Origin of the sequence: Agromyces sp. NPDC056965 (genome assembly GCF_042673425.1) — a bacterium.
Taxonomy (GTDB): Bacteria; Actinomycetota; Actinomycetes; order Actinomycetales; family Microbacteriaceae; genus Agromyces.
In genome coordinates, this window is sequence record NZ_JBHURI010000003.1 from 76,120 (window position 1) to 96,960 (window position 20,841).

Consider the following 20,841-nt stretch of genomic DNA (forward strand, 5'->3'; position numbering starts at 1 on the left):
CTCCCCGAGGCCGCGAGCCACTCCCCCGTCGGAGTCGGGCAGTTCGTTCCCAGCGGTCGTTCGGCCGAGAATCGCGTACGAGCTGCCGCGACGGCCGCCCGAGCACTAATCTGGACAGGGATGTACGAGAAGGAGTTGCCATGTCGACGATCAGCACACCGCTCAAGCGCGCGGATGCTCGGCGCAACATCGAGGCCATTGTCGAAGCGGCGACGGCTCTGCTCGCGGTGAACCCTGACGCGAGCGTGCAGGACATCGCGAAGGCCGCAGGGGTCGGCCGGGTGACCTTGTACGGGCATTTCGACTCCCGCGCAGCTCTCGTCACCGAGGTTGCGGCCCGGGCGATCGCCCAGACCGAGGAGTCGCTGCGCGACGTCGATATCGACGGTGACGCCCGCGATGCGATGGCGCGGCTGCTCGAGGCCACCTGGCATCTCACGCATCGATTCGGGGGGATCGTCATCGCCGCGGGCCAGGTGCTCCCACCCGACGAGATGCGGCGCGCCCACGAGGCGCCTGCAATGCGAGTGCGCGCCCTTCTGGAGCGCGGTCGGCAGGAGGGTCGGTTCCGAGCCGACATGCCCGTGGAGTGGCAGATCACCGCGATTCAGGCGGTGCTGCATGCCGCATCGAGCGCCGTGCACCGCGGCGAGATCTCCGCCGATCAGGCGCCACGTCTCGTCAGCGACACCGTACTCGCCGCCCTCGTGTCGCCGGCCTGAGGCGCCGATAGCGCAGCCCTCCCGGTCATTGCGACGTGGCTGATGTGCGACGTGGGAGGAAGGCGACCGCGAGCGCTGCTGCGACGGCCGCCACTGTGGCTGCGAACCAGAACCCGTTGTTGTACTCGGTCAGACCGCCCTCGGCCAAGGCTGCAGCGGCGACGCTCGAGACGGCGGAGACTCCAGTCGCGGCACCGAACTCATGGAAGGTGCTCAGCGCTCCCGAGCCGACGCCGGCTTCGTGGGGCGCGACCGCAGAGAAGGTGCTGGTCGCAGAGGCGACGAACGTCATGCCGGTGCCGAGCGACGCGATGCTCATCGCGATGACGAGGACCGTCATGCTCGCGAATCCGGCCGCGGCGACCATGCCGAGCGCTGCGATGGCGAGACCGACGACGGCGACGATGCGAACGCCGAAGCGGCCGATGGCCCGTCCGCCGAGTTGCGCGCCGGCGATCGATCCGAGCGCCACGGGGATGAAGACGAGCCCTGTGTCGAGAGCGCTGAACTCATGGACGTGCTGGAAGATGAAGGAACCGAGGAAGAACACCGCGATCATGAGGGCGGTGGCGACGAATATGAGTCCCAGGCCGGCGATGACCGGTCGGCGGGTGAGCATGCCGGGGTCGATCAGCGGAGAACGGGCGACGTGCTGTCGCCACGCGAACAGCGCGTAGCCGACCGCACCGGCAACGATCGGCAGGAGCGTTGCGAAGCTGAACCAGCCGGCATCGCCGGCCACAGTGAGTCCGTAGATCACCGCCGCCGTCGACAGCGTGACGAGGGCGGCTCCGAGCAGGTCGAGACGTCCGCCAGCCCCCGACAGCGCGGGCACCGTGCGGGCGAGCGCGACGAACAGGACCGCACCGATGGGGACGTTGATCCAGAACACCCATGACCAGCCTGGTCCTGAGGTCAGCAGCCCGCCGAGGATCACGCCGATGGCGGCACCGGCACCACCGAGCGCGGACCAGACGCCGAGTGCTTTCGCGAGTTCGGCGCCCTGGAAGACGCGCGCGATGATCGAGAGCGCAGCGGGTGACATCGCGGCCGCCCCGAGTCCCTGCAGCGCGCGACCGGCGAGCAGGGTGCTCGGGTCGGTGGCGAAACCGGTGAGCAGCGACGCGATGGTGAACACGGCGAGCCCGGTCAGCACGATCCTTCGGCTTCCGAATACGTCGGCCGCCTTGCCGCCGAGCAGCATCAGTCCGCCGAACACGAGCGCATAGATGCTCACCACCCAGGTGAGCGCGCTGCGCGAGAGGTCGAGGTCAGCGCCCATCTGCGGGAGTGCCAGCGCGACGACGGTGACGTCGACGATCAGCATGAGCTGGGCGATCCCGAGGAAAGCCAGCATCCTCCATCGACGCCGATGCACGCCGCTCTCGGTGAGTACCTGGTCGGCCGAATCGGACATCGGAGAGCTCCCTGTAAATCGAACTTGACTGTACGAGTTGGAATCTAACATGAACACGTGTGTTCAACAAGGGGCCCGCATTCGCATCTACTTCCCCGCTGTCGGCACCGGCGCGATGCCCCGTGCAAGCAGTGATCGCCTTCGGCTGTTGCCAGTACGAACGTGCACGTTGACAGGCGATGAACGCAATTCGTACACTGCCGTTCAACATGACAACCGACGACATGCGATCTCGCGCAGCCCGGAGGCGGCAACGTGTACGGTCCGGTGAAGACGCGCCGCGCCGATCAAGGGAGAGAACAGGATGAGACCACTTCGATACTCCATCAACGTCACACTCGACGGCTGCTGCCATCACGAGGCAGGGCTGCCGCCCGACGAGGAGTCGATGCGCTACTGGGCCGCCGAGATGGAGCGAGCCGATGCCCTGCTCTTCGGCCGGGTGACCTACGAGATGATGGAGTCCGCATGGCGGCGGCCGGCTACGGGCACATGGCCCGACTGGATGGATGAGTGGCAGCTCCCGTTCGCCGAGGCCATCGACGGGGCGAAGAAACACGTCGTGTCGAGCACGCTGAGCGATGTCGACTGGAATGCCGAGCTGCTGCCAGGCGACTTGGGGCAGGCGGTCGAGCGGCTCAAGAAGGAGCCTGGCGAGGGCCTGTTCGTGAGTGGCGTCACGCTCCCCTTGGCATTGGCAGACCTGGGACTGATCGACGAGTACGTGTTCGTCGTGCAGCCGATCCTTGCCGGACACGGGCCGACGTTGCTTGCCGGTCTGCGCGAGCGCATCGAGCTCGAGCTCGTCGATCGCCAGGAGTTCACCTCGGGGGTGTTCGCGCTGCGATACCGGCCCACGCGATCAACGGCGTGACGGGAACGCTCCTGACGGTTCGAGCGGGTGCAGGGCCATTCGGCACTCGCACCCGCATCGGCGTTCACGGGAGAACGCGAAACCTGCGTCCGTCGAAGCTGACGATGTCACCGTGCTGCAGCTGGCGCCCGCGTCGGCGATCGACCTCGCCGTTCACGGCCACATCGCCGGCGATGATGGCCTCTTTCACGTCTCCGCCGGAGTCGAGGAGTCCAGCGAACTTCAGGAACTGCCCGAGGCGAATCACCTCACCACCGATCGGGACGTCATCGATCGGAGCCGAGTTCGTCATCCTCGGATAGTAGTCGACCCGGCGCCCGCAAGCCGACTCCCCCACCGGCGTTCGCCCGGGTGGCCGGTGACCAGCGACGGTGCGGCGCGCCCGGCACCGGAGTAGCCTGTGCGCCAGTTCTCCTGACGACGCGGAGGGAGCGGATCATGGCCGGGAAACCGCTGCGATGCCGTATTGGCCTGCACAAATGGGTGATCCAGCATCAGGTCGAGACCGGCGTGGGCTTCTACGTCTGCGCTCGTTGCGGAGCAGACCGGTCGTCTGACGGCCCGTCGGTGCCTCACGGTCTGTCAGGCTGACCTCATCGAGGCTTCCGGAGTTGCGCGAGCGGACCATCGACTTCGGCACGTTGCCCGTGCTCAGTGCGCTCAGTCGTTACCTCCAGCTCGCGCGACCGCCGGTCATTCGCCAGGCGACTCGGATGCATCGGCGTCGTGTCGAACGCGCTGTTGCTGCCACCGAACGGCTCGCGCAAGCCACGAGGTGGGTACGAATCGCGGATCGTCCCGGTGCAGGAGTTCATTGCGCACCGCGCGAATGGCGAGGGGGATGCACAAGGCGATCCCGACGATCGCGCTCCAGAAGAGGAAGTCCAGAACGAATTGCATCAGCTCGGGGCGCAGTCGGAGGTCGCACGGTGCCGAACGACGAATTCGCGCATGGCGCCAACCTACTCCCCGGCCGCCATTCCCCGCGCGAGCGTGCGAGCTCAGTCCCGATACGCCGCCAGGAACACGCGGACACCTGACTCCAGCCCGGACTCCACTTCGGCTTCGGTGATCGCGTCGAACCGGCCGGTCATCATGATGCGGTTGCTCGGAATCCAGAGCAGCAGTCCGGCGAGCTGGTTCGCGGCGATCCGCGGCTCATCCACACGCAGCCAGCCACGCTCGCTCGCGCTGGCGAGCAGGTCGGCCATGTGCCCGATCGTGAGCTCGAACGCGCCCTCGTAATAGGCGCGTCCGATATCGGGGAACCGCGCCGCCTCGGCGATGACGAGCCGGCGGAATCGTTGCACACGGCGATCGAGCACCGAGTCGGTCAACAGCCGAGCCAGTGCCCGCACCACCGCTTCCCCATCGTCGTAGGCATCGATGTCGAGGCGCACGATGGAGTCGTGCACCCGGTCGACCATGTCGGAGATGAGCGCACGGAAGAGCCCCTCCTTGTCGCCGAAGTACTTGTACACGGTCTGCTTCGAAGCGGCCGCGGCCGCCGCGATCACGTCGGTGCTCGCGCCCGTGTACCCGTCGAGCACGAATGCGTCGAGCGCGGCGTTCAGGATTCGTGCTCGTGTCGCCTCGACACGTGGGTTGGTGTTCATGCCTTGACTCCTCCGGTACTCATCAGTACCGTACCATTCAGTACCGTACTGAACGGTACCGTTCAGACGAAGGAAGACTCCCATGACCCAGTTCATCCACTCCGCCGATGGCACGTCGATCGGTTTCGACGACCTCGGCCACGCAGACGCCCCCGCCGTGATCCTCGTGCACGGCGCGACCGCCTACCGCGCCATCTCCCCCAGCGCTGCAGCGCTCGCCGCCACCGGCGGCCTCCGCGTCATCACCTACGACCGCCGCGGTCGCGGCGAGAGCGGCGACGCCGCGCAGTACGAGGTCGAGCGCGAGATCGAGGACATCGCCGCCCTCGTCGAACACGTCAGCGGCACCGCGATCCTGCTCGGCGAGTCCTCGGGCGCCGTGCTCGCACTCGAAGCCGCGCTCGCCGGAGTGACACTCGCTGCGGTCGCCGCCTTCGAGCCGCCGTTCATCGTCGACGACGCGCGTCCGCCGATCCCGGCGGACTACGTCGCTCGGCTCGACGCATTCGCCGCCGACGGCGATCGGCTCGGAGCACTTCGGTACTTCTCGCTCGAGGCGGTCGGACTGCCCGCGGAGATGGTCGACCAGATGATGGCGTCACCGTTCATCGCCGCAGTGGAGCCGTTCGCCGGCACGCTCCGGTACGACGCGCGCGTCATGGGCGACACCATGGCCGGAAACGTCGCGGCGCTCGAGCGCTTCGCACCGATCCCGGTCCCCGTCACGGTCATGGTCGGCGAATCGACGTTCCCGTCGATCCGTTCCGGCGCCGAGGCCTTCGCAGCGCTCGTTCCCGGCAGCGAACTGGTCATCGTGCCCGGCGGCGACCACCAGCTTCCCGCAGACGCCGTCGCCCCCCTCCTCCGTTCGATCGCCGTGGGCGTCTGACATGCCCCGGACCATCACCGCCGAACTCTTCGCGAGCGCCGACCTCGTCGTCGAAGCGCCGGAGGCGTGGCACTTCCCCTGGGTCGGCGAGGAGATGCTCGCCGAGGTCGCACGGGAGCAGGGCGAAGCATCCGCACTGCTCCTGGGTCGCCGCACCTACGAGGTGTTCGCCGGCTCGTGGCCCGACCGTGGCGACGAGGTACCGCTCGCCCGCCGGCTCAATGCGATGCCGAAATTCGTCGTCTCGACGAGCACGCTCGGCTCACCGGCCTGGCACAACACCGAGCTGGTCGGGTTCGACGACCTGGCAGAGCTGAAGGATCGCGGAGAAGGTCGCATCACGGTGGCCGGGAGCATCCGACTCGTGGAATCACTGATCGCCGGCGGTCTGCTCGACGAGCTCCGCATCCTCACCCACCCGGTGATCCTCGGCGAGGGTCGCCGCCTGTTCGACGCCTACGACGGGCCCCGGGTCGACCTCGAGCTCGTCGAGTCCCGCACGCTCGAGCGGGGCGTCCAGCTCGCCGTCCACCACCCGCGCGTGCAGCACTGAAGCCACGCAGCACGCAAGCACCGAGAAGGAGCACGACCATGTCCCAAGGGCAGTCATACCTCGACAACGTCGAGACCTCGACCGGACTCACACCTCGCCGGTTCATCGAACTCGCCGATGAGCGGGGACTCGGAGCCGTCGGCACCAAGACCGGCGAGGTCGTCGCGTGGTTGAAGAACGACTACGGGCTCGGGCACGGTCACGCGATGGCGATCGCCCAGGTCATCAAGCACCGCGAGACCGTCGACATCAGGAACGCCGAGTGGACGCCCGAACCGCCGGTCAGCATCGGCCGACTCTGGCTCGACGGGAAGAGCACCCGGCCGTGGTGAGGCGCGACAGCCGCATCCACGGTCGGTGATCGACGGTGATCGACGCGAACGGGCCCATTGTTTGACGACCGTCTCATAACCGATACTGTTGTACCTGTGTCAAATAATCAACCGGCGCGACTCTCTCCAGAGCAACGTCGCGATCAGATCCTCGATGTCGCGACCCGCTATCTGTCGCACTCGACGTACGACTCGATGTCGATGCAGGCGATCGCCGCCGAGGCCGGGGTGACTCGTGCCCTCGTGCACCACTACTTCGGCGGCAAAGACGGTCTCTACGACGCCGTCGTCGCGCGTGAGGTCGGCGTGCTCCTCGAGCTGACCGCCCTCGACCCGTCGCTCTCCCCCGAACAGAACCTCGATCGCGCACTCGGTGCCTACTTCGACTACTTCTCATCGACCGGCGGGGAACTGCGGAGGTTCTACGCGTCCGTGGCGTCAGCGCCGAAGCACGACCATCCGGTCGCCGACGCGCACCTCGTGCAGATCGACCGCATCATCGGCGCACTCGGCGTTCCCGACTCCCCCCGCAACCGCATCGCAGTGGCGGCATGGCTCACGTTCGTCGTCGAAGCCGCCAATGAATCGGCGGCGCGGCCCGAGGTCACCAGGGACGATGTGCTGTCCATCTGCCGCGCTGCATTGCGTGCCGCCGTCTCCGACACGCCCACCTGATCGGCCGAGTCCGCGCACCGCCCCGACCCCCGCCCACCCGAACCACGAAGGACTCCACCATGAAACTCGTCATCCTCGGCGCCACCGGCCATGTCGGGAGCGAGACCGTCGACCAGGCACTGAAGGCCGGCCACGAGGTCGTCGCATACGCGCGTCGCCCCGAAGTGCTCGCGGCCAGGCCCGGACTGACCATCGTGGGCGGGTCCATCACCGACGTGCCGGTCATGGCCGCCGCGTTCGCCGGCGCTGACGCCGTGATCTCCGCCGTCGGATCGACCGAGGCGGGTTTCGCCCGGAAGACGCTCCCCGCGATCACCGCTGCGGTCTCGCAGGCCGGCGTTCGACGATTCGTGCTCGTCTCGGCCTTCGGCGTCGGCGACACCAGGCAGAAGGCATCCGGCTTCGCACGCCTCATCTACGCGACGGTGGTCAAGAAGCTCTTCGTCGACAAGGAACTGGCCGAGGCCGCGGTGCTCCCGACGCTCGACCTCGACTGCACGGTCGTCTACCCCGTCAACCTGAAGGCCGGCCCGTCGGTCGGCGCAGCCGTCGTTCCGCTCGAACGGGTCGAGAGCGTCCCCGGCCTGCCGACCCTCCCGTACATCGACGTCGCCGAGGCCCTCGTGCGCACCGCCGAGGATGAGGCACGCGTCGGTCAGCGACTCCTGATCACCACGAACGACGGCTACCGCGGCATCTGAGCGCCTGCCGATGCGCCGTCACTCGTTCGCGTGGCGTTCGGCGTACTTCTCGAGCCGCCGACCCGTCGCAGGCATGCCGAGCTCGTTGTAGGGCCCACCGACCTCGTGCTCGGGCAACCGCACGTCGGTGGGGCAGACCAGCACCGTGTTGGCCGTCGAGTGATCGATGAAGTGCTCGAACATGGGATGCCCGCAGATCGGACATGCCTTGCCGTCGGTCGGCTCGAGCGGCGCCTCGTCCGTTGGAGCCGGCGGGTTGCTGAACACGGGTTCCAGCACCCGATCGACCTTGTCGAAGAAGTGGGTGAATGCGTTGCCGTCATCACGGCTCGCGTCGTCACGTGCCATCATGCGCCTGATGGTACGCCTGCTGCGCACCGCGCCGCCACTGCACTCCCGTACGCCGGGTACCCGGCCTCCGCACGACACCGCCCGCGAATAGGCTTGGCACATGACGGATGCCCCAGACACACGCCAGGTCACGATCATCACCGGTGCGAGCCGCGGCATCGGCGCGGCGATCGCCGAACGTCTCGCCGTCGACGGCCACGACCTCGTGCTCACCTATCGTGAGCGACGCGACGAGGCCGATGCGATCGCACGTCGCTGCGCGGCATCCGGCGCCCGAGTGCTGCTGCTGCAGGTCGATCTCGCCGACCTCGAGGCGGCGGCCGCCGTCGTTCCCGCGGCGCTCGCCGAGTTCGGGCGGGTCACCGGCCTCGTCAACAACGCCGGCATCACGGGGCTCATCGGTGGCTTCCTCGATGCGTCCATCGAAGAGAGCGACGAGCTCTTCCGCGTGAACGTGCTCGCACCCATCGTGCTCACGCGGGCCGCGATCGCCCACATGGCCACCGATCGAGGCGGGGCCGGCGGCAGCGTCGTGAACATCTCCTCGGGGGCGGCCCGCAGCGGTTCGCCGAACACGTACATCCCCTACGCCATGAGCAAGGCGGCGCTGAACGCGCTCACCACGGGCGCTTCGAAGGAGTTCGGCCCCGTCGGCGTGCGCGTCAACACGGTCTCCCCCGGCACGACGTACACCGAGATCCACGCGGCGGCCGGCCGACCGAACGCCCCCGAAGAGCGCGCGCCGAACATCCCGATGCGTCGTGCAGGCGAGCCGCACGAGATCGCGGGTGCGGTCGCGTACCTCTTCTCGGCGGATGCCTCGTACACGACTGGCGCCGACATCCGCGTCGCCGGCGGCAACTGACGAGAGGCGTTCAGGCTTCGCCGAAGCCCGATTCCGCGAGTGCCGCCAACGCGTCCACTGCTTCGCGGCCGCTCAGGTCCCTCGTCGTGATGTCGACCTGTGCGCCCTTCGTGAGGCCGAGCGACATGATGCCGAGCAGGCTCTTGGCGTCGGTGCCGTTCACGGTGACCTTCTGCGGGAACGTGCTCGCGAGCTTCACGAGCTCGGCCGCCGGTCGTGCGTGCAGCCCGTCGGAGTTCACCAGACGGATGCTCCGGGTGTAGCCGGATGTGGCGGGGGCGACGGTCGCGGCATCCGACGTGGTGCGACTCGCGCTGGGGCTCTCGCCCTCGTTCGCCGCGGTCGCCGGCCCGCGCGCCGATTCGGCGGCGGCCACCACGACGTCGAGCGGATCTCCGGCCTCGGCGGCGACCGCCGCTGCGACCCCGCCCTCGACGAGCGGCGCATCGACGATGCGCACGCGCTCGCGCACCTCGTCGTCGAGGAAGTCGAGGGCCGTCTCGGCCGTGAGGATCGCAGATCCGAGATCGCACAGCACGACCACGCCGGCCCCCGAGTCGGCCTCGGCGATGCCGGCCGTCACGAGGTCGAAGCTCGTGCCGATGCGGCCGTCGTCGGTGCCGCCCGCAGCGACGAGCGCAGCGGTCGGCGCCATCTGGCGCGCCAAGTCGACGAGCCCCGAGGCGATCGCCGCCGAGTGCGAGACGAAGAGCACGCCCACCTTCTCCGGAGTGCCCATCTCAGGCACCTGCTGATGCCGCCGCCGCATCCGCGGCCGCTCGAAGCAGCAGCGCACTCGACTCGGCCCCGGGGTCCCGGTGTCCGGCAGATCGTTCGCCGAGATAGCTCGCGCGGCCCTTCCGCGCCACGAGCGGCTCGGTGGCGACGGCGCCGGCTTCTGCGGCATCGGCCGCCGCCGCGAAGACGCCCGCCGCATCGACGCCCGCCTCAGCCGCGGCATCCGCTGCCTCGACGGCGGGTGTCCACGCGTCGATCATCGTCTTGTCGCCGGACTCCGCCTTGCCGCGGGCGACCACACCGTCGCGAGCAGCAGTGAGGATGGCGGCGATCGCCGGCCCGTCGAGCGACACCGCGCTGCCGGCCGCCGCGGCGGCCTTCAGGTAGGCGGTGCCGTAGAGCGGGCCGGCCGCACCGCCGACCGTCGAGATGAGCGTCGTCGCGACGAGCTTCAGCACATCACCGGGCGTCGAGCCGGCGGCGAGGTCGTCGAGCTTCGGCAGCACCGCCTGAAAGCCCCGGTCCATGTTCTCGCCGTGATCGCCGTCGCCGATCTCGCGATCGAGCGTGATCAACTCGACTCGGTGATCCGAGATCACCTGCGCGCTTCGTCTGACCCAGTCCACTGCCCAGGTGATGTCCAATCCCACCGAGATTCCCCCTTCGATCCTCTTCTAGCGACCCCACCGCAGTGCAGCCGTCTGCACCGGGGCATCCCACAATTCGATCATCTCGTCATCGAGCTTCAGCAACGTGATCGACATCCCCTGCATCTCGAGTGCGGTGATGTAGTTGCCCACGAGCGATCGCGCGATCTCGATGCCCCGCTCCTCGAGCACCTCCACCGCCCGACGGTAGGCGACGTACAGCTCGACCTGCGGCGTGCCGCCCATGCCGTTGACGAAGAGCAGGGTGCGCTCACCGCGTTCGTACGGGAGGTCGTCGAGGATCGGCTCGAGCAACCGGTCGACGAGGCGATCGGCGGGTTCGAGCTTGACACGTTCGCGCCCCGGCTCGCCGTGGATGCCGATGCCGATCTCGATCTCGTCTTCGGCGAGGGTGAAGCTCGGTTCGCCCGCATGCGGCACGATGCACGGCGTCAGGGCGAGCCCCATCGAGCGCGCACCGGCGTTCACCCGCTCCGCGATCGCGACGACCTCGTCGAGCGAATCCCGACGCTCGGCAGCTGCGCCGGCGATCTTCTCCACGAGCACGGTTCCGGCGACGCCGCGTCGGCCAGCGGTGTACAGCGAGTCCTTGACGGCGACGTCGTCGTTGGTGACGACCGATCGCACCTCGATGCCGTCGGCGGCGGCCAGGTCGGCGGCCGTCTCGAAGTTCAGCACGTCGCCCGTGTAGTTCTTCACGATGTGGAGCACGCCCGCCCCGCCGTCGACCGCCTTCGTGGCGGCGAGGATCGGATCGGGCGTCGGCGAGGTGAACACCGCACCCGGCACGGCGGCGTCGAGCATGCCGAAGCCGACGTACCCCGCGTGCAGCGGTTCATGCCCGCTGCCGCCGCCGCTCACGATGCCGACCTTGCCCGCGACCGGCGCATCGGCTCGCACGACATGGATCGGATCGAACTCGACGCGCACGAGATCGGCGTGGGCGAGGCCGAAACCGGCGACCGACTCGTCGACGACCCGCTTGGGATCGTTGATGATCTTCTTCACGACATCCCCTTCCCTCAACTGCCGGGCGCCGTGCAGCCGTGCAGCGACGTCGACGCAGCATTCCCCCGCCAACCTACGCCCGACGAGCTCTCGACCGTAAGGGGCAGCGCGAAATCTCGCGCGCCCCCATTCCCCGCCGCAGCAGGGCTGAGTATCGTGGGCTGTGTTCCGCCCCTGGGCGAAGCCCTCGGGCTAGCGAAAAGGATGGATGGTCAACGTGGACAATCTCGGAGTGTTGTTCCTCAGCGAGCTCGTCGGTACCGCGATGCTCGTGCTCCTCGGCTGTGGTGTCGTGGCCAACGTGGCCCTCGCCAAGACGAAGGGCTTCAACGGCGGATTCCTCATGGTGACGATCGGCTGGGGCCTCGCGGTCTTCGCCGGTGTCATCGTCGCGTACGCGTCGGGCGCGCACATCAACCCGGCCGTCACACTCGGTCTCGTCGCCAACGGTGCGACCGAGTTCGGCAACGCGGCACTCGGCATCACGGTTCCGGTCGACTTCCTGTCGGTGAGCGCATACATCGGCGCCCAGCTGATCGGAGCGATCATCGGCGCCGTGTTCGTCTGGCTCGCCTACAAGCAGCACTTCGATGAGGAGCCCCAGGCGGCCTCGAAGCTCGGTGTCTTCTCGACGGGCCCCGGCATCCGCAACTACGCCTGGAACCTCGTGACCGAGATCATCGGCACCTTCGTGCTGGTGTTCGTCGTGATCGGCTTCGGCGGCGGACGTCAGGGCGACGGCGGACTCGCGGCGCTCGGTGCGCTGCCCGTCGCGCTGCTCGTGATCGGCATCGGCGTCTCGCTCGGTGGCCCGACCGGCTACGCGATCAACCCGGCCCGTGACCTCGGCCCGCGCATCGCGCACGCCATCCTGCCGATCCACGGCAAGGGCGGCAGCGACTGGTCGTACTCGTGGGTGCCCGTGATCGGCCCGATCATCGGCGGCCTGCTCGCCGGGTGGCTGGCGATCCCGCTGCTGCCCATCATCACCTGATGAGGGCGGGGCCGGTCCGTCGGACCGGCCCTGCTTCATCCGCGGAACGAACGCCGGTCTCGACCGGCTGATCAGATTGAGAGAGAAACCGAATGGCCGACTACATCCTCGCGATCGACCAGGGCACGACCTCGTCGCGCGCGATCATCTTCGACAAGGCCGGATCGATCATCTCGACCGGGCAGCTCGAGCACGAGCAGATCTTCCCGCAGGCCGGCTGGGTCGAGCACAACGCCACCCAGATCTGGGACAACACGCGCGAGGTGATCGGCCAGGCCCTCGGCAAGGCCAACCTGACCCGGCACGACATCGCCGCCGTGGGCATCACGAACCAGCGCGAGACCGCGGTGGTCTGGGACAAGACCACCGGCCGCCCCGTCTACAACGCGATCGTCTGGCAGGACACGCGCACACAGCCGATCGTCGACCGGCTCGCGGCCGACGGCGGCGTGGAGCGGTTCAAGCAGCAGGTCGGCCTGCCGCTGGCGACCTACTTCTCGGGCACGAAGATCGTCTGGATCCTCGAGAACGTGCCCGGTGCACGCGAGAAGGCCGAGGCCGGCGACCTGCTGTTCGGCACGACCGACACCTGGGTGCTGTGGAACCTCACGGGCGGCGTCGACGGCGGCGTGCACGCGACCGACGTCACGAACGCCTCGCGCACGATGTTCATGGACCTCGAGACCCTCGCCTGGGACGACGACATCCTCGCCGCGTTCGGCGTGCCGAAGTCGATGCTCCCCGAGATCAAGTCCTCCTCCGAGGTCTACGGCCACGCGCACACCTCGAGCCTGCTGCGAGAGGTGCCGGTCGCCGGCATCCTCGGCGACCAGCAGGCCGCGACCTTCGGCCAGGCGGCGTTCGACGCCGGTGAGTCGAAGAACACCTACGGCACCGGCAACTTCCTGATCTTCAACACGGGCGAGGAGATCGTCCACTCGAAGAACGGGCTGCTCACCACGCTCGGGTACAAGCTCGGCGACGCCGCTCCTCATTACGCGCTCGAAGGCTCGATCGCGGTCACCGGTTCACTCATCCAGTGGCTCCGCGACAACCTCGGCCTGTTCTCGAGCGCGCCCGAGGTGGAGGCCCTCGCGAAGACGGTGGAGGACAACGGCGGTGCGTACTTCGTGCCCGCGTTCTCGGGCCTGTTCGCACCGTACTGGCGTCCCGACGCCCGCGGCGCGCTCGTCGGCCTCACGAGATTCGTGAACAAGGGCCACATCGCCCGCGCAGCGCTCGAGGCGACGGCATTCCAGACGCGAGAGGTGCTCGACGCGGTGAACGCCGACTCGGGCGTCGACCTGACCGAGCTGAAGGTCGACGGCGGCATGATCGCCAACAACACCCTCATGCAGTTCCAGGCCGACATCCTCGGGGTGCCGGTCGTGCGTCCCGTCGTCGCGGAGACCACCGCGCTCGGCGCGGCCTACGCCGCCGGCCTCGCGGTCGGCTTCTGGTCGAGCCTCGACGAGCTGCGCGCCAACTGGCAGGAGGACTCGCGCTGGGAGCCCGCGATGGATCCGGCCGAGCGCGACCGTCAGATCCGGCTCTGGAAGAAGGCCGTCACCAAGACCTTCGACTGGGTCGACGACGACGTGAAGTGACGGATGCGGCGGTGGGACCGAGCCGGTTCCACCGCCGCATCCCGTGCGTGGTCAGGCCGACACGCGCCTGATCAGGATCGGGTCGCCGCGATCCACTCCTCGAGCTTGCGAGCGGCCGCACCGCTGTCGATCGCGGCCTCGGCGGCGGCGATCTTCTCCGTGAAGCGGTCGAGGATGGCGCGCTGGAACTGGCTCGGATCCTTCGCCAGCTCGAAGGAGACGAGACCGGCTGCGGCGTTCAGCACGACGATGTCGCGCACGGGGCCGCGGGCGCCGGCGAGCACGTCGTGCACGACGCCCGCGTTGTGCTGGGCGTCGCCGCCGGCGAGCTGATCGATCGTGGCGCGGGCGATGCCGAGATCGCGCGGGTCGAGGTCGTGCTCCTTGACGGTGCCGAGCGACACCTCCCAGACATGGCTGTGGCCGGTCGTCGTGAGTTCGTCGAGGCCGTCGTCGCCGCGGAACACCAGCGCGGTCGCACCTCGGGTCTGGAAGACGCCGACGATGAGCGGCACCCGGTCGAGCTGGGCGACGCCAACAGCGGATGCCTCGGGGCGAGCAGGGTTCACGAGCGGACCGAGGAAGTTGAAGACGGTCGGCACCCCGAGCTCGGCGCGAACCCGCCCGGCATGACGGAAGCCGGGGTGGAACGCCGCCGCATAGGCGAAGGTGATGCCGACCTTCCCGAGCACGTCGGCGACGCGCTCGGCGGGAAGCTCGAGGTCGAGTCCGAGCGCGGCGAGCACATCGGAGGAGCCCGACGACGAGCTTGCGGCGCGATTGCCGTGCTTGATCACCGGCACACCGGATGCCGCGGCGACGATCGATGCCATCGTCGAGACGTTGACCGTGCCGAAGCGGTCACCGCCGGTGCCCACGATGTCGAGCGCCATCGGGTCGACCGGAAGGGCCACGGCGTGGTCGAGGATCGCGTCGCGGAAGCCGACGATCTCGTCGACCGTCTCGCCCTTCACCCGCAATGCGATGAGGAATCCGGCCAGCTGGGCCTCGCTGATCGCGCCCGTCATGACCTGCTCCATGCACCACGCGGCATCCGAAACACTGAGATCGGACCCTTCGAGAAGGGAATTCAAGATGTCTGGCCAGTTCTGTCCTGCGGGCATGCGTCGATCCTATCTGCGGGATTCACGGCGGATTCGCGGCCTTCGCACAGCGCAACTTAGGTTTGCCTTACCCGACGGGAGCGACACGACTCCCCGGGATGACGAAAACTCAGGCCTCGTTTCAGCCATAATGGGATGGTGACGAGCACCTCAATCACTTATCAGGCGAGCGCGCCCCTGATCAAACGACCCAACACCGTAGCGGTGGGAACGATCGTCTGGCTCGGCAGCGAGGTCATGTTCTTCGCGGGACTCTTCGCGATCTACTTCACGCTGCGGTCGACATCACCCGAGCTGTGGACCTTCGAGGCCGGCAGGCTGAACGTGCCGTTCGCGGCGGTGAACACCCTGATCCTGGTGTTGTCGTCGGTCACGTGCCAGTTCGGCGTCTTCGCCGCGGAGCGCCTGCAGCCGTACGCGACCGGATGGAAGCCGACCCAGTGGGGCGTGGTGGAGTGGTTCTTCCTCACCTACGCCATGGGCGGCGTCTTCGTCGCGGGTCAGGTCTGGGAGTACGCGACGCTGGTCTCCGAGGGCATCGCCCTCGACTCGAACGCGTACGGCTCCGCCTTCTACCTCACGACGGGCTTCCACGCCCTGCACGTGACCGGTGGCCTGATCGCGTTCCTGTTCGTCATCGGTCGCGTCTTCGCGGTCAAGAACTTCGGTCACCGCGAGGCGACCAGCGCGATCGCCATCTCGTACTACTGGCACTTCGTCGACGTGGTCTGGATCGGACTGTTCTTCGTCATCTACGTCCTCAAGTAAGTCGCATCAGGAGCGTCACCACAGCATGACCGTGAACAGGAAGATACCCATGACTCGCCAGAAGCGACGCACCGGACGCCGGCACCCGCTCGCCACCGTCGCGCTCCTCGCGCTCGGCCTCGTCTTCACAGGTGGTGCATACGCCGCGTTGAGCAGCGGCACCATCGCGCAGGCCGAAGTGGACCCGAGCTCGCAGCAGACCATCGAAGAGGGCAAGAAGCTCTTCCAGGCCAACTGCGCCACGTGCCACGGGCTCTCCGCCCAGGGCACCGGCGAGGGCCCCAGCCTCATCGGCGTCGGCGCAGCAGCGGTCGACTTCCAGGTCGGCACCGGCCGCATGCCGATGCAGATGCAGGGCCCCCAGGCGCAGCAGAAGCCCGTGCAGTTCACCGACGAGCAGATCCAGCAGCTGGCCTACTACGTCGCCTCGCTCGGCCCCGGCCCCGACATCCCCAGCGACCACCTCGTCAACGGCGGCGGAGACGCGGCCAACGGCGCAGAGCTCTTCCGCATCAACTGCGCGATGTGCCACAACGTGGCCGGCGCCGGTGGCGCGCTCACCGAAGGCAAGTTCGCTCCCCCGCTGACCGACGTCTCGGGCGTGCACATCTACGAGGCCATGGTCACCGGCCCGCAGAACATGCCGGTCTTCAACGACCTCAACATCTCGCCCGAAGACAAGCGCGACGTCATCACGTACCTCAAGTACCTGCAGGACAACCGCTCGCCCGGCGGCATCGAACTCGGCTCCCTCGGGCCGGTCGCAGAGGGCCTGTTCATCTGGATCTTCGGTCTCGGCGCGATCGTCGCGATCACCGTGTGGATCACGGCGAAGTCCAACTAGCGCACGCCCCGGCACAGAAGTAGCTGAAGAAGGAGAACCATGGCACAGGACGACCACAGCGGCGCAGAGCTCGCCGCTGCCGACTCGTCGCACGCCGCGCACGACACTGCCGTCTCGCCGGGTACCGCGGTCATCACCGCAGACTCGTTCGAGAACCCCGGCTTCCCGCCGCACCGGCCCCGGGTCACCGACGAGAACCCCAAGCGAGAGAAGCGTGCCCAGCGCACCGTCTACACGCTGTTCTACCTGTCGATCCTCGGAAGCGTCTGGGCGATCGCTGCGTACATGCTGTTCCCGATCGAGTCCAACGACGTGGGCGCGGTCCGTCTGAACAACATGTTCTTCGGTCTCGGCGCAACGCTCGCCCTGCTCGCCATCGGCTTCGGCGTGGTGCACTGGGGCAAGGCGATCATGGCCGACGTCGAACTCGTCGACGAGCGCCACCCCATCGGCGGCTCCCCCGAGACGCAGGCGGCAGCCGTCAAGGTGTTCGCCGACGCGGACCGCGAGTCGGGCTTCACCCGCCGCGCCGCGATCCGCAACAGCCTCATCGGTGCGCTGCTCGTCTTCCCGCTCCCGGCCGTCGTGCTGTTCCGCGGCTTCGCTCCTCAAGACCAGATTCCCGTCGAGCTGCTCAGCCACACGATGTGGAAGAAGGGCACGCGCCTCGCGCTCGACCCGTCGGGCGTGCCGATCAAGGCCGCCGACGTCACCATCGGCAGCGCCTTCCACGTCATCCCCGAGGGCCTCCAGGACCTCGAGCACGGCAAGCTCGAAGAGAAGGCCAAGGCCGCTGTGCTGCTCATGCGCCTCGAGCCGGGCGATCTGAACCACGCGCCCGGTCGCGAGAACTGGGCCTACGAGGGCATCGTCGCGTACTCCAAGATCTGCACGCACGTCGGATGCCCCGTCGCCCTGTACGAGCAGCACACGCACCACCTGCTGTGCCCGTGCCACCAGTCGCAGTTCGACGTCGCGAACGCCTGCGAGGTCATCTTCGGCCCGGCGGCTCGCCCCCTGCCCCAACTTGCGATCGCCGTTGACGACGAGGGCTACCTCGTCGCGCAGCACGACTTCACCGAACCCGTCGGCCCGAGCTTCTGGGAGCGCAATTGACCACCGCACCGTCCGCAACCGCGCCGCAGAAGCGGTCGTTCACGTCAGCTGCGTCCGTGTACGTCAACGAGCGCACGAGCATCGCGGGATTCGTCAAGGAGCTCGGCCGCAAGGCGTTCCCCGACCACTGGTCGTTCCTCCTCGGCGAGGTCGCGCTCTTCAGCTTCGTCGTCGTGCTCATCTCGGGCACCTTCCTGACGTTCTTCTTCCAGGCCTCCATGGTCGAGGTGCACTACGACGGTTCGTACGTGCCCCTCAAGGGCGTCGAGATGTCGGTCGCCATGGCGTCGACGCTCGACATCTCGTTCGACATCCGCGGCGGCCTCTTCGTGCGCCAGATGCACCACTGGGCGGCCCTGCTCTTCGTGGCGGCCATCGGCCTGCACATGCTGCGCATCTTCTTCACGGGTGCGTTCCGCAAGCCGCGTGAGCTGAACTGGGTGATCGGCTTCATCCTCTTCATCCTCGCGATGGCAGAGGGCTTCACCGGCTACTCGCTCCCCGACGACCTGCTCTCGGGCAACGGCCTCCGCATCATCGACGGCATGGTCAAGGGCATCCCCCTGATCGGCACGTGGACCTCGTTCCTGCTCTTCGGCGGCGAGTTCCCCGGCACCCAGATCGTCGGTCGTCTCTACACGCTGCACATCCTGCTGCTGCCGGCGCTCGTCGTCGCTCTCGTCGCGCTCCACCTGGTGTTCGTCGTCGTGCACAAGCACACGCAGTACGCCGGCCCGGGCAAGACGCAGCAGAACGCGGTCGGCCCGCCCATCCTCCCGATCTACGCCGCCAAGGCCGGCGGGTTCTTCTTCATCGTGTTCGGTGTGCTCGCGCTCATCGCCTCGATGTTCACGATCAACCCGATCTGGAACTACGGCCCGTACGACCCCTCCCCCGTCTCGGCCGGTACCCAGCCCGACTGGTACATCGGCTTCGCCGACGGCGCCCTGCGACTGATCCCGCCGGGCTGGGAGTTCGTCTGGCTCGACCGCACGTGGTCGTTCAACATCCTCGTGCCGCTGATCGTGATCGGCATCTTCATCGTGACCGTGCTGATCTACCCGTTCATCGAGGCCTGGGTCAAGGGCGACAAGCGCGAGCACCACATCGCCGACCGTCCGCGCAATGCGCCGACCCGCACGGCGATCGGTGCAGCCGGTGTCACGTTCTACGCCGGCCTCTGGGCGGCTGCGAGCTCCGACATCCTCGCGACGCACTTCTCGCTCACGATGGAGGGCGTGATCCACGCGCTCCAGGCGGTCGTCATCATCGGCCCGTTCATCGCCTACTTCATCGCGAAGCGCGTCTGCATCGCGCTGCAGAAGAAGGACCGCGAGATCGTGCTGCACGGCTACGAGTCCGGACGCATCGTGAAGCTGCCGGGCGGCGAGTTCATCGAGGTGCACCAGCCCCTCGACGAGTACGACCGCTGGAAGCTCGTCAGCTTCGAGAGCTACCAGCCGCTCATGATCCGTCCGAACGCACGTGGCAAGATCACGTTCGGGCAGCGTCTCCGCGCCGGGTTCTCCCGCTGGTTCTTCGAAGACCGCATCGCGCCGGTCACGAAGGGCGAGCTCGAGTCCGGCCACGACACCCACCACTGACGATCCCGTCAGACGGATTCGGGCACCGCGCCATGTCGATCGATTCGACGTGGCTGCGGTGCCCGAACTGCTTTCACGACCTCGAACCCGTCGCCGATCGAGTGCTGGGATGCGAACTCGGCCACCGGTTCGACCTGGCCAGGCATCTGAGCGTGACGCTCCTGCCGCCGCGTGCCCCGCGCACGATCGGCGACGACCGTCAGATGCTCGAGGCTCGCGCCGGACTCCTCGACTCCGGCGCCTATGCGCCGATCGCCGACGCGCTCGTTGCGGCGGTGCGCGACGCGCGGCGAGCCACCTCCACGAGCGCGGGCGACGCCGAATCCGATGATGGGGCGCTCATCTCGGCGACTGCAACGCGCATCGTCGACCTCGGGTGCGGCACGGGATACTACGCAGGGGCGCTCGAGCGCGCGACGCCGGATGCCTCCGTGCTGCTCGCCGATCGCTCCCCCGCCGCCGTCCGCATGGCCATGCGCGCCGTACCCGGCGCGACCGGCGTCGTGCTCGATCTCTGGCGGCCGCTCCCGATCCGCGACGCCAGCGCCGACGTCGCCCTCAACGTCTTCGCGCCCCGGAACCCACCCGAGTTCGCACGGATCGTGCGGCCGCGAGGACTCCTGCTCGTCGTCGTCCCGACGTCGGCGCACTTCATCGAGCTGCGGCGACTCGGCGCTGCACTCGACATCCCCGAGGGGAAGGCCGATCTCGTCACCGAGCAGTTCGGTGGCGCGGGTTTCCGCGCACTGCGGGCGACGAGGGTCGAGTACCAACTCACGACGGACGAGCGAATGCGAGAGCTCCTGGTCGACATGGGTCCGGCCGCTCACCATCGCAGCGATGGCGAGACGCCCCGAGGCGACCTCGCCGTGACCGTCTCCGTCGACGTCGTCGCATTCGAGCGGGACTCGTCGGCACCCTGAGCGACCTTCCGGGCGTCCGAACGATCGCTACTCGGGGCTGTACTCCCGCGCGCACTTCGTCGGGTCGAGCCCTGCTTCGAGGATCTGCGCCCAGACGTCTTCGGTCGTCGTCTTCGGCGTCACTCCGGCGGCGGCCAGACACGCCTGGTTGGCGCGATTGGCGAGCGATTCGTCCTTGTGCAGGAACTGCCACCGCTCGTCGACCCTCTGGAACTCACCGAAGTAGCAGCGTTCCCGGTCGCCGGTGAAGTCGGCTTCGGCGAGCGTCGCGTAGTCCATAAAGTGGTCGTTCAGCATCGCGCTCAGCGCGGCAACCACAGCCACGTGTCGCTTCGTCATCGAGTGCCTCTTTCGGTCCGCGCGTGAAGCGGACCCTCCCTCCTGTTCGACGCGGCGTCAATGGAGCTGAGCGACCTTCCGGGCGTCCGAACGATCGCTACTCGGGGCTGTAC

Annotated in this window: 24 protein-coding genes; 15 read left to right on the plus strand and 9 right to left on the minus strand. The window is 68.0% G+C overall.

From position 1 onward, the window contains the following. Positions 1-140 precede the first annotated feature (140 nt). The gene (locus tag ACFTQE_RS01695; protein ID WP_376923438.1) at positions 141-722 is read left to right on the plus strand and encodes a TetR/AcrR family transcriptional regulator; all 582 of its coding nucleotides are present in this window, start codon (positions 141-143) and stop codon (positions 720-722) included. A gap of 25 nt (positions 723-747) precedes the next feature. On the opposite strand, the gene ACFTQE_RS01700 is transcribed toward ACFTQE_RS01695, so the two are convergent. Further along, the gene (locus ACFTQE_RS01700; RefSeq protein WP_376923439.1) at positions 748-2,139 is read right to left on the minus strand and encodes an MFS transporter; all 1,392 of its coding nucleotides are present in this window, start codon (positions 2,137-2,139) and stop codon (positions 748-750) included. Between the two features lie 304 nt (positions 2,140-2,443). Between ACFTQE_RS01700 and ACFTQE_RS01705 the strand changes: the two genes are divergently transcribed. Continuing rightward, positions 2,444-3,013 carry a dihydrofolate reductase family protein gene (locus tag ACFTQE_RS01705; protein ID WP_376923440.1) on the plus strand — a complete coding sequence of 190 codons (570 nt, stop codon included), beginning with the start codon at positions 2,444-2,446 and terminating at the stop codon, positions 3,011-3,013. Between the two features lie 64 nt (positions 3,014-3,077). Here ACFTQE_RS01705 and ACFTQE_RS01710 read toward each other — a convergent pair whose 3' ends face one another. Together ACFTQE_RS01710 and ACFTQE_RS01715 are read right to left on the minus strand one after the other, a co-directional pair. Then, a complete protein-coding gene (locus ACFTQE_RS01710; RefSeq protein ID WP_376923441.1) occupies positions 3,078-3,305 on the minus strand; it encodes an RNA-binding S4 domain-containing protein in 228 nt (75 codons plus the stop codon). Positions 3,306-4,014: 709 nt separating this feature from the next. After that, positions 4,015-4,629, minus strand: coding sequence for a TetR/AcrR family transcriptional regulator C-terminal domain-containing protein (locus tag ACFTQE_RS01715; protein WP_376923442.1), 615 nt, complete (start codon positions 4,627-4,629; stop codon positions 4,015-4,017). A gap of 82 nt (positions 4,630-4,711) precedes the next feature. Between ACFTQE_RS01715 and ACFTQE_RS01720 the strand changes: the two genes are divergently transcribed. The 5 genes from ACFTQE_RS01720 (at position 4,712) to ACFTQE_RS01740 (ending at position 7,779) form a co-directional block, all read left to right on the plus strand. After that, the gene (locus ACFTQE_RS01720; RefSeq protein WP_376923443.1) at positions 4,712-5,518 is read left to right on the plus strand and encodes an alpha/beta fold hydrolase; all 807 of its coding nucleotides are present in this window, start codon (positions 4,712-4,714) and stop codon (positions 5,516-5,518) included. Between the two features lies 1 nt (position 5,519). Beyond that, complete coding sequence (locus ACFTQE_RS01725) at positions 5,520-6,071, plus strand: dihydrofolate reductase family protein (RefSeq protein WP_376923444.1); 552 nt, start codon at positions 5,520-5,522, stop codon at positions 6,069-6,071. Positions 6,072-6,109: 38 nt separating this feature from the next. Then, positions 6,110-6,403: a DUF4287 domain-containing protein gene (locus ACFTQE_RS01730; protein WP_376923445.1), complete on the plus strand. Its 294-nt coding sequence runs from the start codon at positions 6,110-6,112 to the stop codon at positions 6,401-6,403. A 96-nt stretch (positions 6,404-6,499) separates the two neighbouring features. Beyond that, on the plus strand, positions 6,500-7,078 hold the full coding sequence (locus tag ACFTQE_RS01735; RefSeq protein ID WP_376923446.1) for a TetR/AcrR family transcriptional regulator: 579 nt from the start codon (positions 6,500-6,502) through the stop codon (positions 7,076-7,078). A 59-nt stretch (positions 7,079-7,137) separates the two neighbouring features. Continuing rightward, positions 7,138-7,779: an NAD(P)-dependent oxidoreductase gene (locus tag ACFTQE_RS01740; protein ID WP_376923447.1), complete on the plus strand. Its 642-nt coding sequence runs from the start codon at positions 7,138-7,140 to the stop codon at positions 7,777-7,779. An 18-nt stretch (positions 7,780-7,797) separates the two neighbouring features. Here the strand turns inward: ACFTQE_RS01740 and ACFTQE_RS01745 are convergent, their stop codons facing one another. Continuing rightward, positions 7,798-8,130: a hypothetical protein gene (locus ACFTQE_RS01745; RefSeq protein WP_375832880.1), complete on the minus strand. Its 333-nt coding sequence runs from the start codon at positions 8,128-8,130 to the stop codon at positions 7,798-7,800. A 100-nt stretch (positions 8,131-8,230) separates the two neighbouring features. Between ACFTQE_RS01745 and ACFTQE_RS01750 the strand changes: the two genes are divergently transcribed. Beyond that, on the plus strand, positions 8,231-8,995 hold the full coding sequence (locus ACFTQE_RS01750; protein ID WP_376923448.1) for an SDR family NAD(P)-dependent oxidoreductase: 765 nt from the start codon (positions 8,231-8,233) through the stop codon (positions 8,993-8,995). Between the two features lie 10 nt (positions 8,996-9,005). Here ACFTQE_RS01750 and dhaM read toward each other — a convergent pair whose 3' ends face one another. From dhaM to dhaK, 3 genes are read right to left on the minus strand one after another with little or no spacing between them, the layout of a single operon-like run. After that, positions 9,006-9,734: a dihydroxyacetone kinase phosphoryl donor subunit DhaM gene (gene dhaM / locus ACFTQE_RS01755; protein ID WP_376923449.1), complete on the minus strand. Its 729-nt coding sequence runs from the start codon at positions 9,732-9,734 to the stop codon at positions 9,006-9,008. Position 9,735: 1 nt separating this feature from the next. After that, positions 9,736-10,383: a dihydroxyacetone kinase subunit DhaL gene (gene dhaL, locus ACFTQE_RS01760; protein ID WP_376923450.1), complete on the minus strand. Its 648-nt coding sequence runs from the start codon at positions 10,381-10,383 to the stop codon at positions 9,736-9,738. Between the two features lie 24 nt (positions 10,384-10,407). Beyond that, positions 10,408-11,409 (minus strand): dihydroxyacetone kinase subunit DhaK, encoded by a 1,002-nt coding sequence (dhaK, locus tag ACFTQE_RS01765; RefSeq protein ID WP_376923451.1) that lies wholly within the window; start codon positions 11,407-11,409, stop codon positions 10,408-10,410. A gap of 217 nt (positions 11,410-11,626) precedes the next feature. Here dhaK and ACFTQE_RS01770 point away from each other — a divergent pair, with 217 nt between their 5' ends. Together ACFTQE_RS01770 and glpK are read left to right on the plus strand one after the other, a co-directional pair. Further along, positions 11,627-12,403, plus strand: coding sequence for an MIP/aquaporin family protein (locus ACFTQE_RS01770; RefSeq protein WP_375832870.1), 777 nt, complete (start codon positions 11,627-11,629; stop codon positions 12,401-12,403). A 92-nt stretch (positions 12,404-12,495) separates the two neighbouring features. After that, on the plus strand, positions 12,496-14,010 hold the full coding sequence (gene glpK, locus ACFTQE_RS01775) for a glycerol kinase GlpK (protein WP_376923452.1): 1,515 nt from the start codon (positions 12,496-12,498) through the stop codon (positions 14,008-14,010). Positions 14,011-14,081: 71 nt separating this feature from the next. Here the strand turns inward: glpK and trpD are convergent, their stop codons facing one another. After that, the gene (gene trpD, locus ACFTQE_RS01780; protein WP_376923453.1) at positions 14,082-15,134 is read right to left on the minus strand and encodes an anthranilate phosphoribosyltransferase; all 1,053 of its coding nucleotides are present in this window, start codon (positions 15,132-15,134) and stop codon (positions 14,082-14,084) included. A 135-nt stretch (positions 15,135-15,269) separates the two neighbouring features. On the opposite strand from trpD, the gene ACFTQE_RS01785 reads away from it, so the two are divergent. The 5 genes from ACFTQE_RS01785 to ACFTQE_RS01805 are packed head-to-tail and all read left to right on the plus strand — an operon-like array spanning position 15,270 to position 20,389. Further along, positions 15,270-15,902, plus strand: coding sequence for a heme-copper oxidase subunit III (locus ACFTQE_RS01785; protein WP_376923454.1), 633 nt, complete (start codon positions 15,270-15,272; stop codon positions 15,900-15,902). A 49-nt stretch (positions 15,903-15,951) separates the two neighbouring features. After that, positions 15,952-16,746 carry a c-type cytochrome gene (locus ACFTQE_RS01790; protein WP_375832862.1) on the plus strand — a complete coding sequence of 265 codons (795 nt, stop codon included), beginning with the start codon at positions 15,952-15,954 and terminating at the stop codon, positions 16,744-16,746. Between the two features lie 39 nt (positions 16,747-16,785). Next, the gene (locus ACFTQE_RS01795) at positions 16,786-17,862 is read left to right on the plus strand and encodes a Rieske 2Fe-2S domain-containing protein (RefSeq protein ID WP_376923455.1); all 1,077 of its coding nucleotides are present in this window, start codon (positions 16,786-16,788) and stop codon (positions 17,860-17,862) included. Then, positions 17,859-19,466 carry a cytochrome bc complex cytochrome b subunit gene (locus tag ACFTQE_RS01800; protein ID WP_376923456.1) on the plus strand — a complete coding sequence of 536 codons (1,608 nt, stop codon included), beginning with the start codon at positions 17,859-17,861 and terminating at the stop codon, positions 19,464-19,466. Before ACFTQE_RS01795 ends, ACFTQE_RS01800 begins: the two co-directional genes overlap by 4 nt. 32 nt (positions 19,467-19,498) lie before the next feature. Next, the gene (locus ACFTQE_RS01805) at positions 19,499-20,389 is read left to right on the plus strand and encodes a methyltransferase domain-containing protein (protein WP_376923457.1); all 891 of its coding nucleotides are present in this window, start codon (positions 19,499-19,501) and stop codon (positions 20,387-20,389) included. A gap of 27 nt (positions 20,390-20,416) precedes the next feature. On the opposite strand, the gene ACFTQE_RS01810 is transcribed toward ACFTQE_RS01805, so the two are convergent. After that, entirely contained in the window at positions 20,417-20,728 is a 312-nt protein-coding gene (locus tag ACFTQE_RS01810) for a hypothetical protein (RefSeq protein WP_376923458.1), read from the minus strand. Positions 20,729-20,841: the final 113 nt, after the last annotated feature.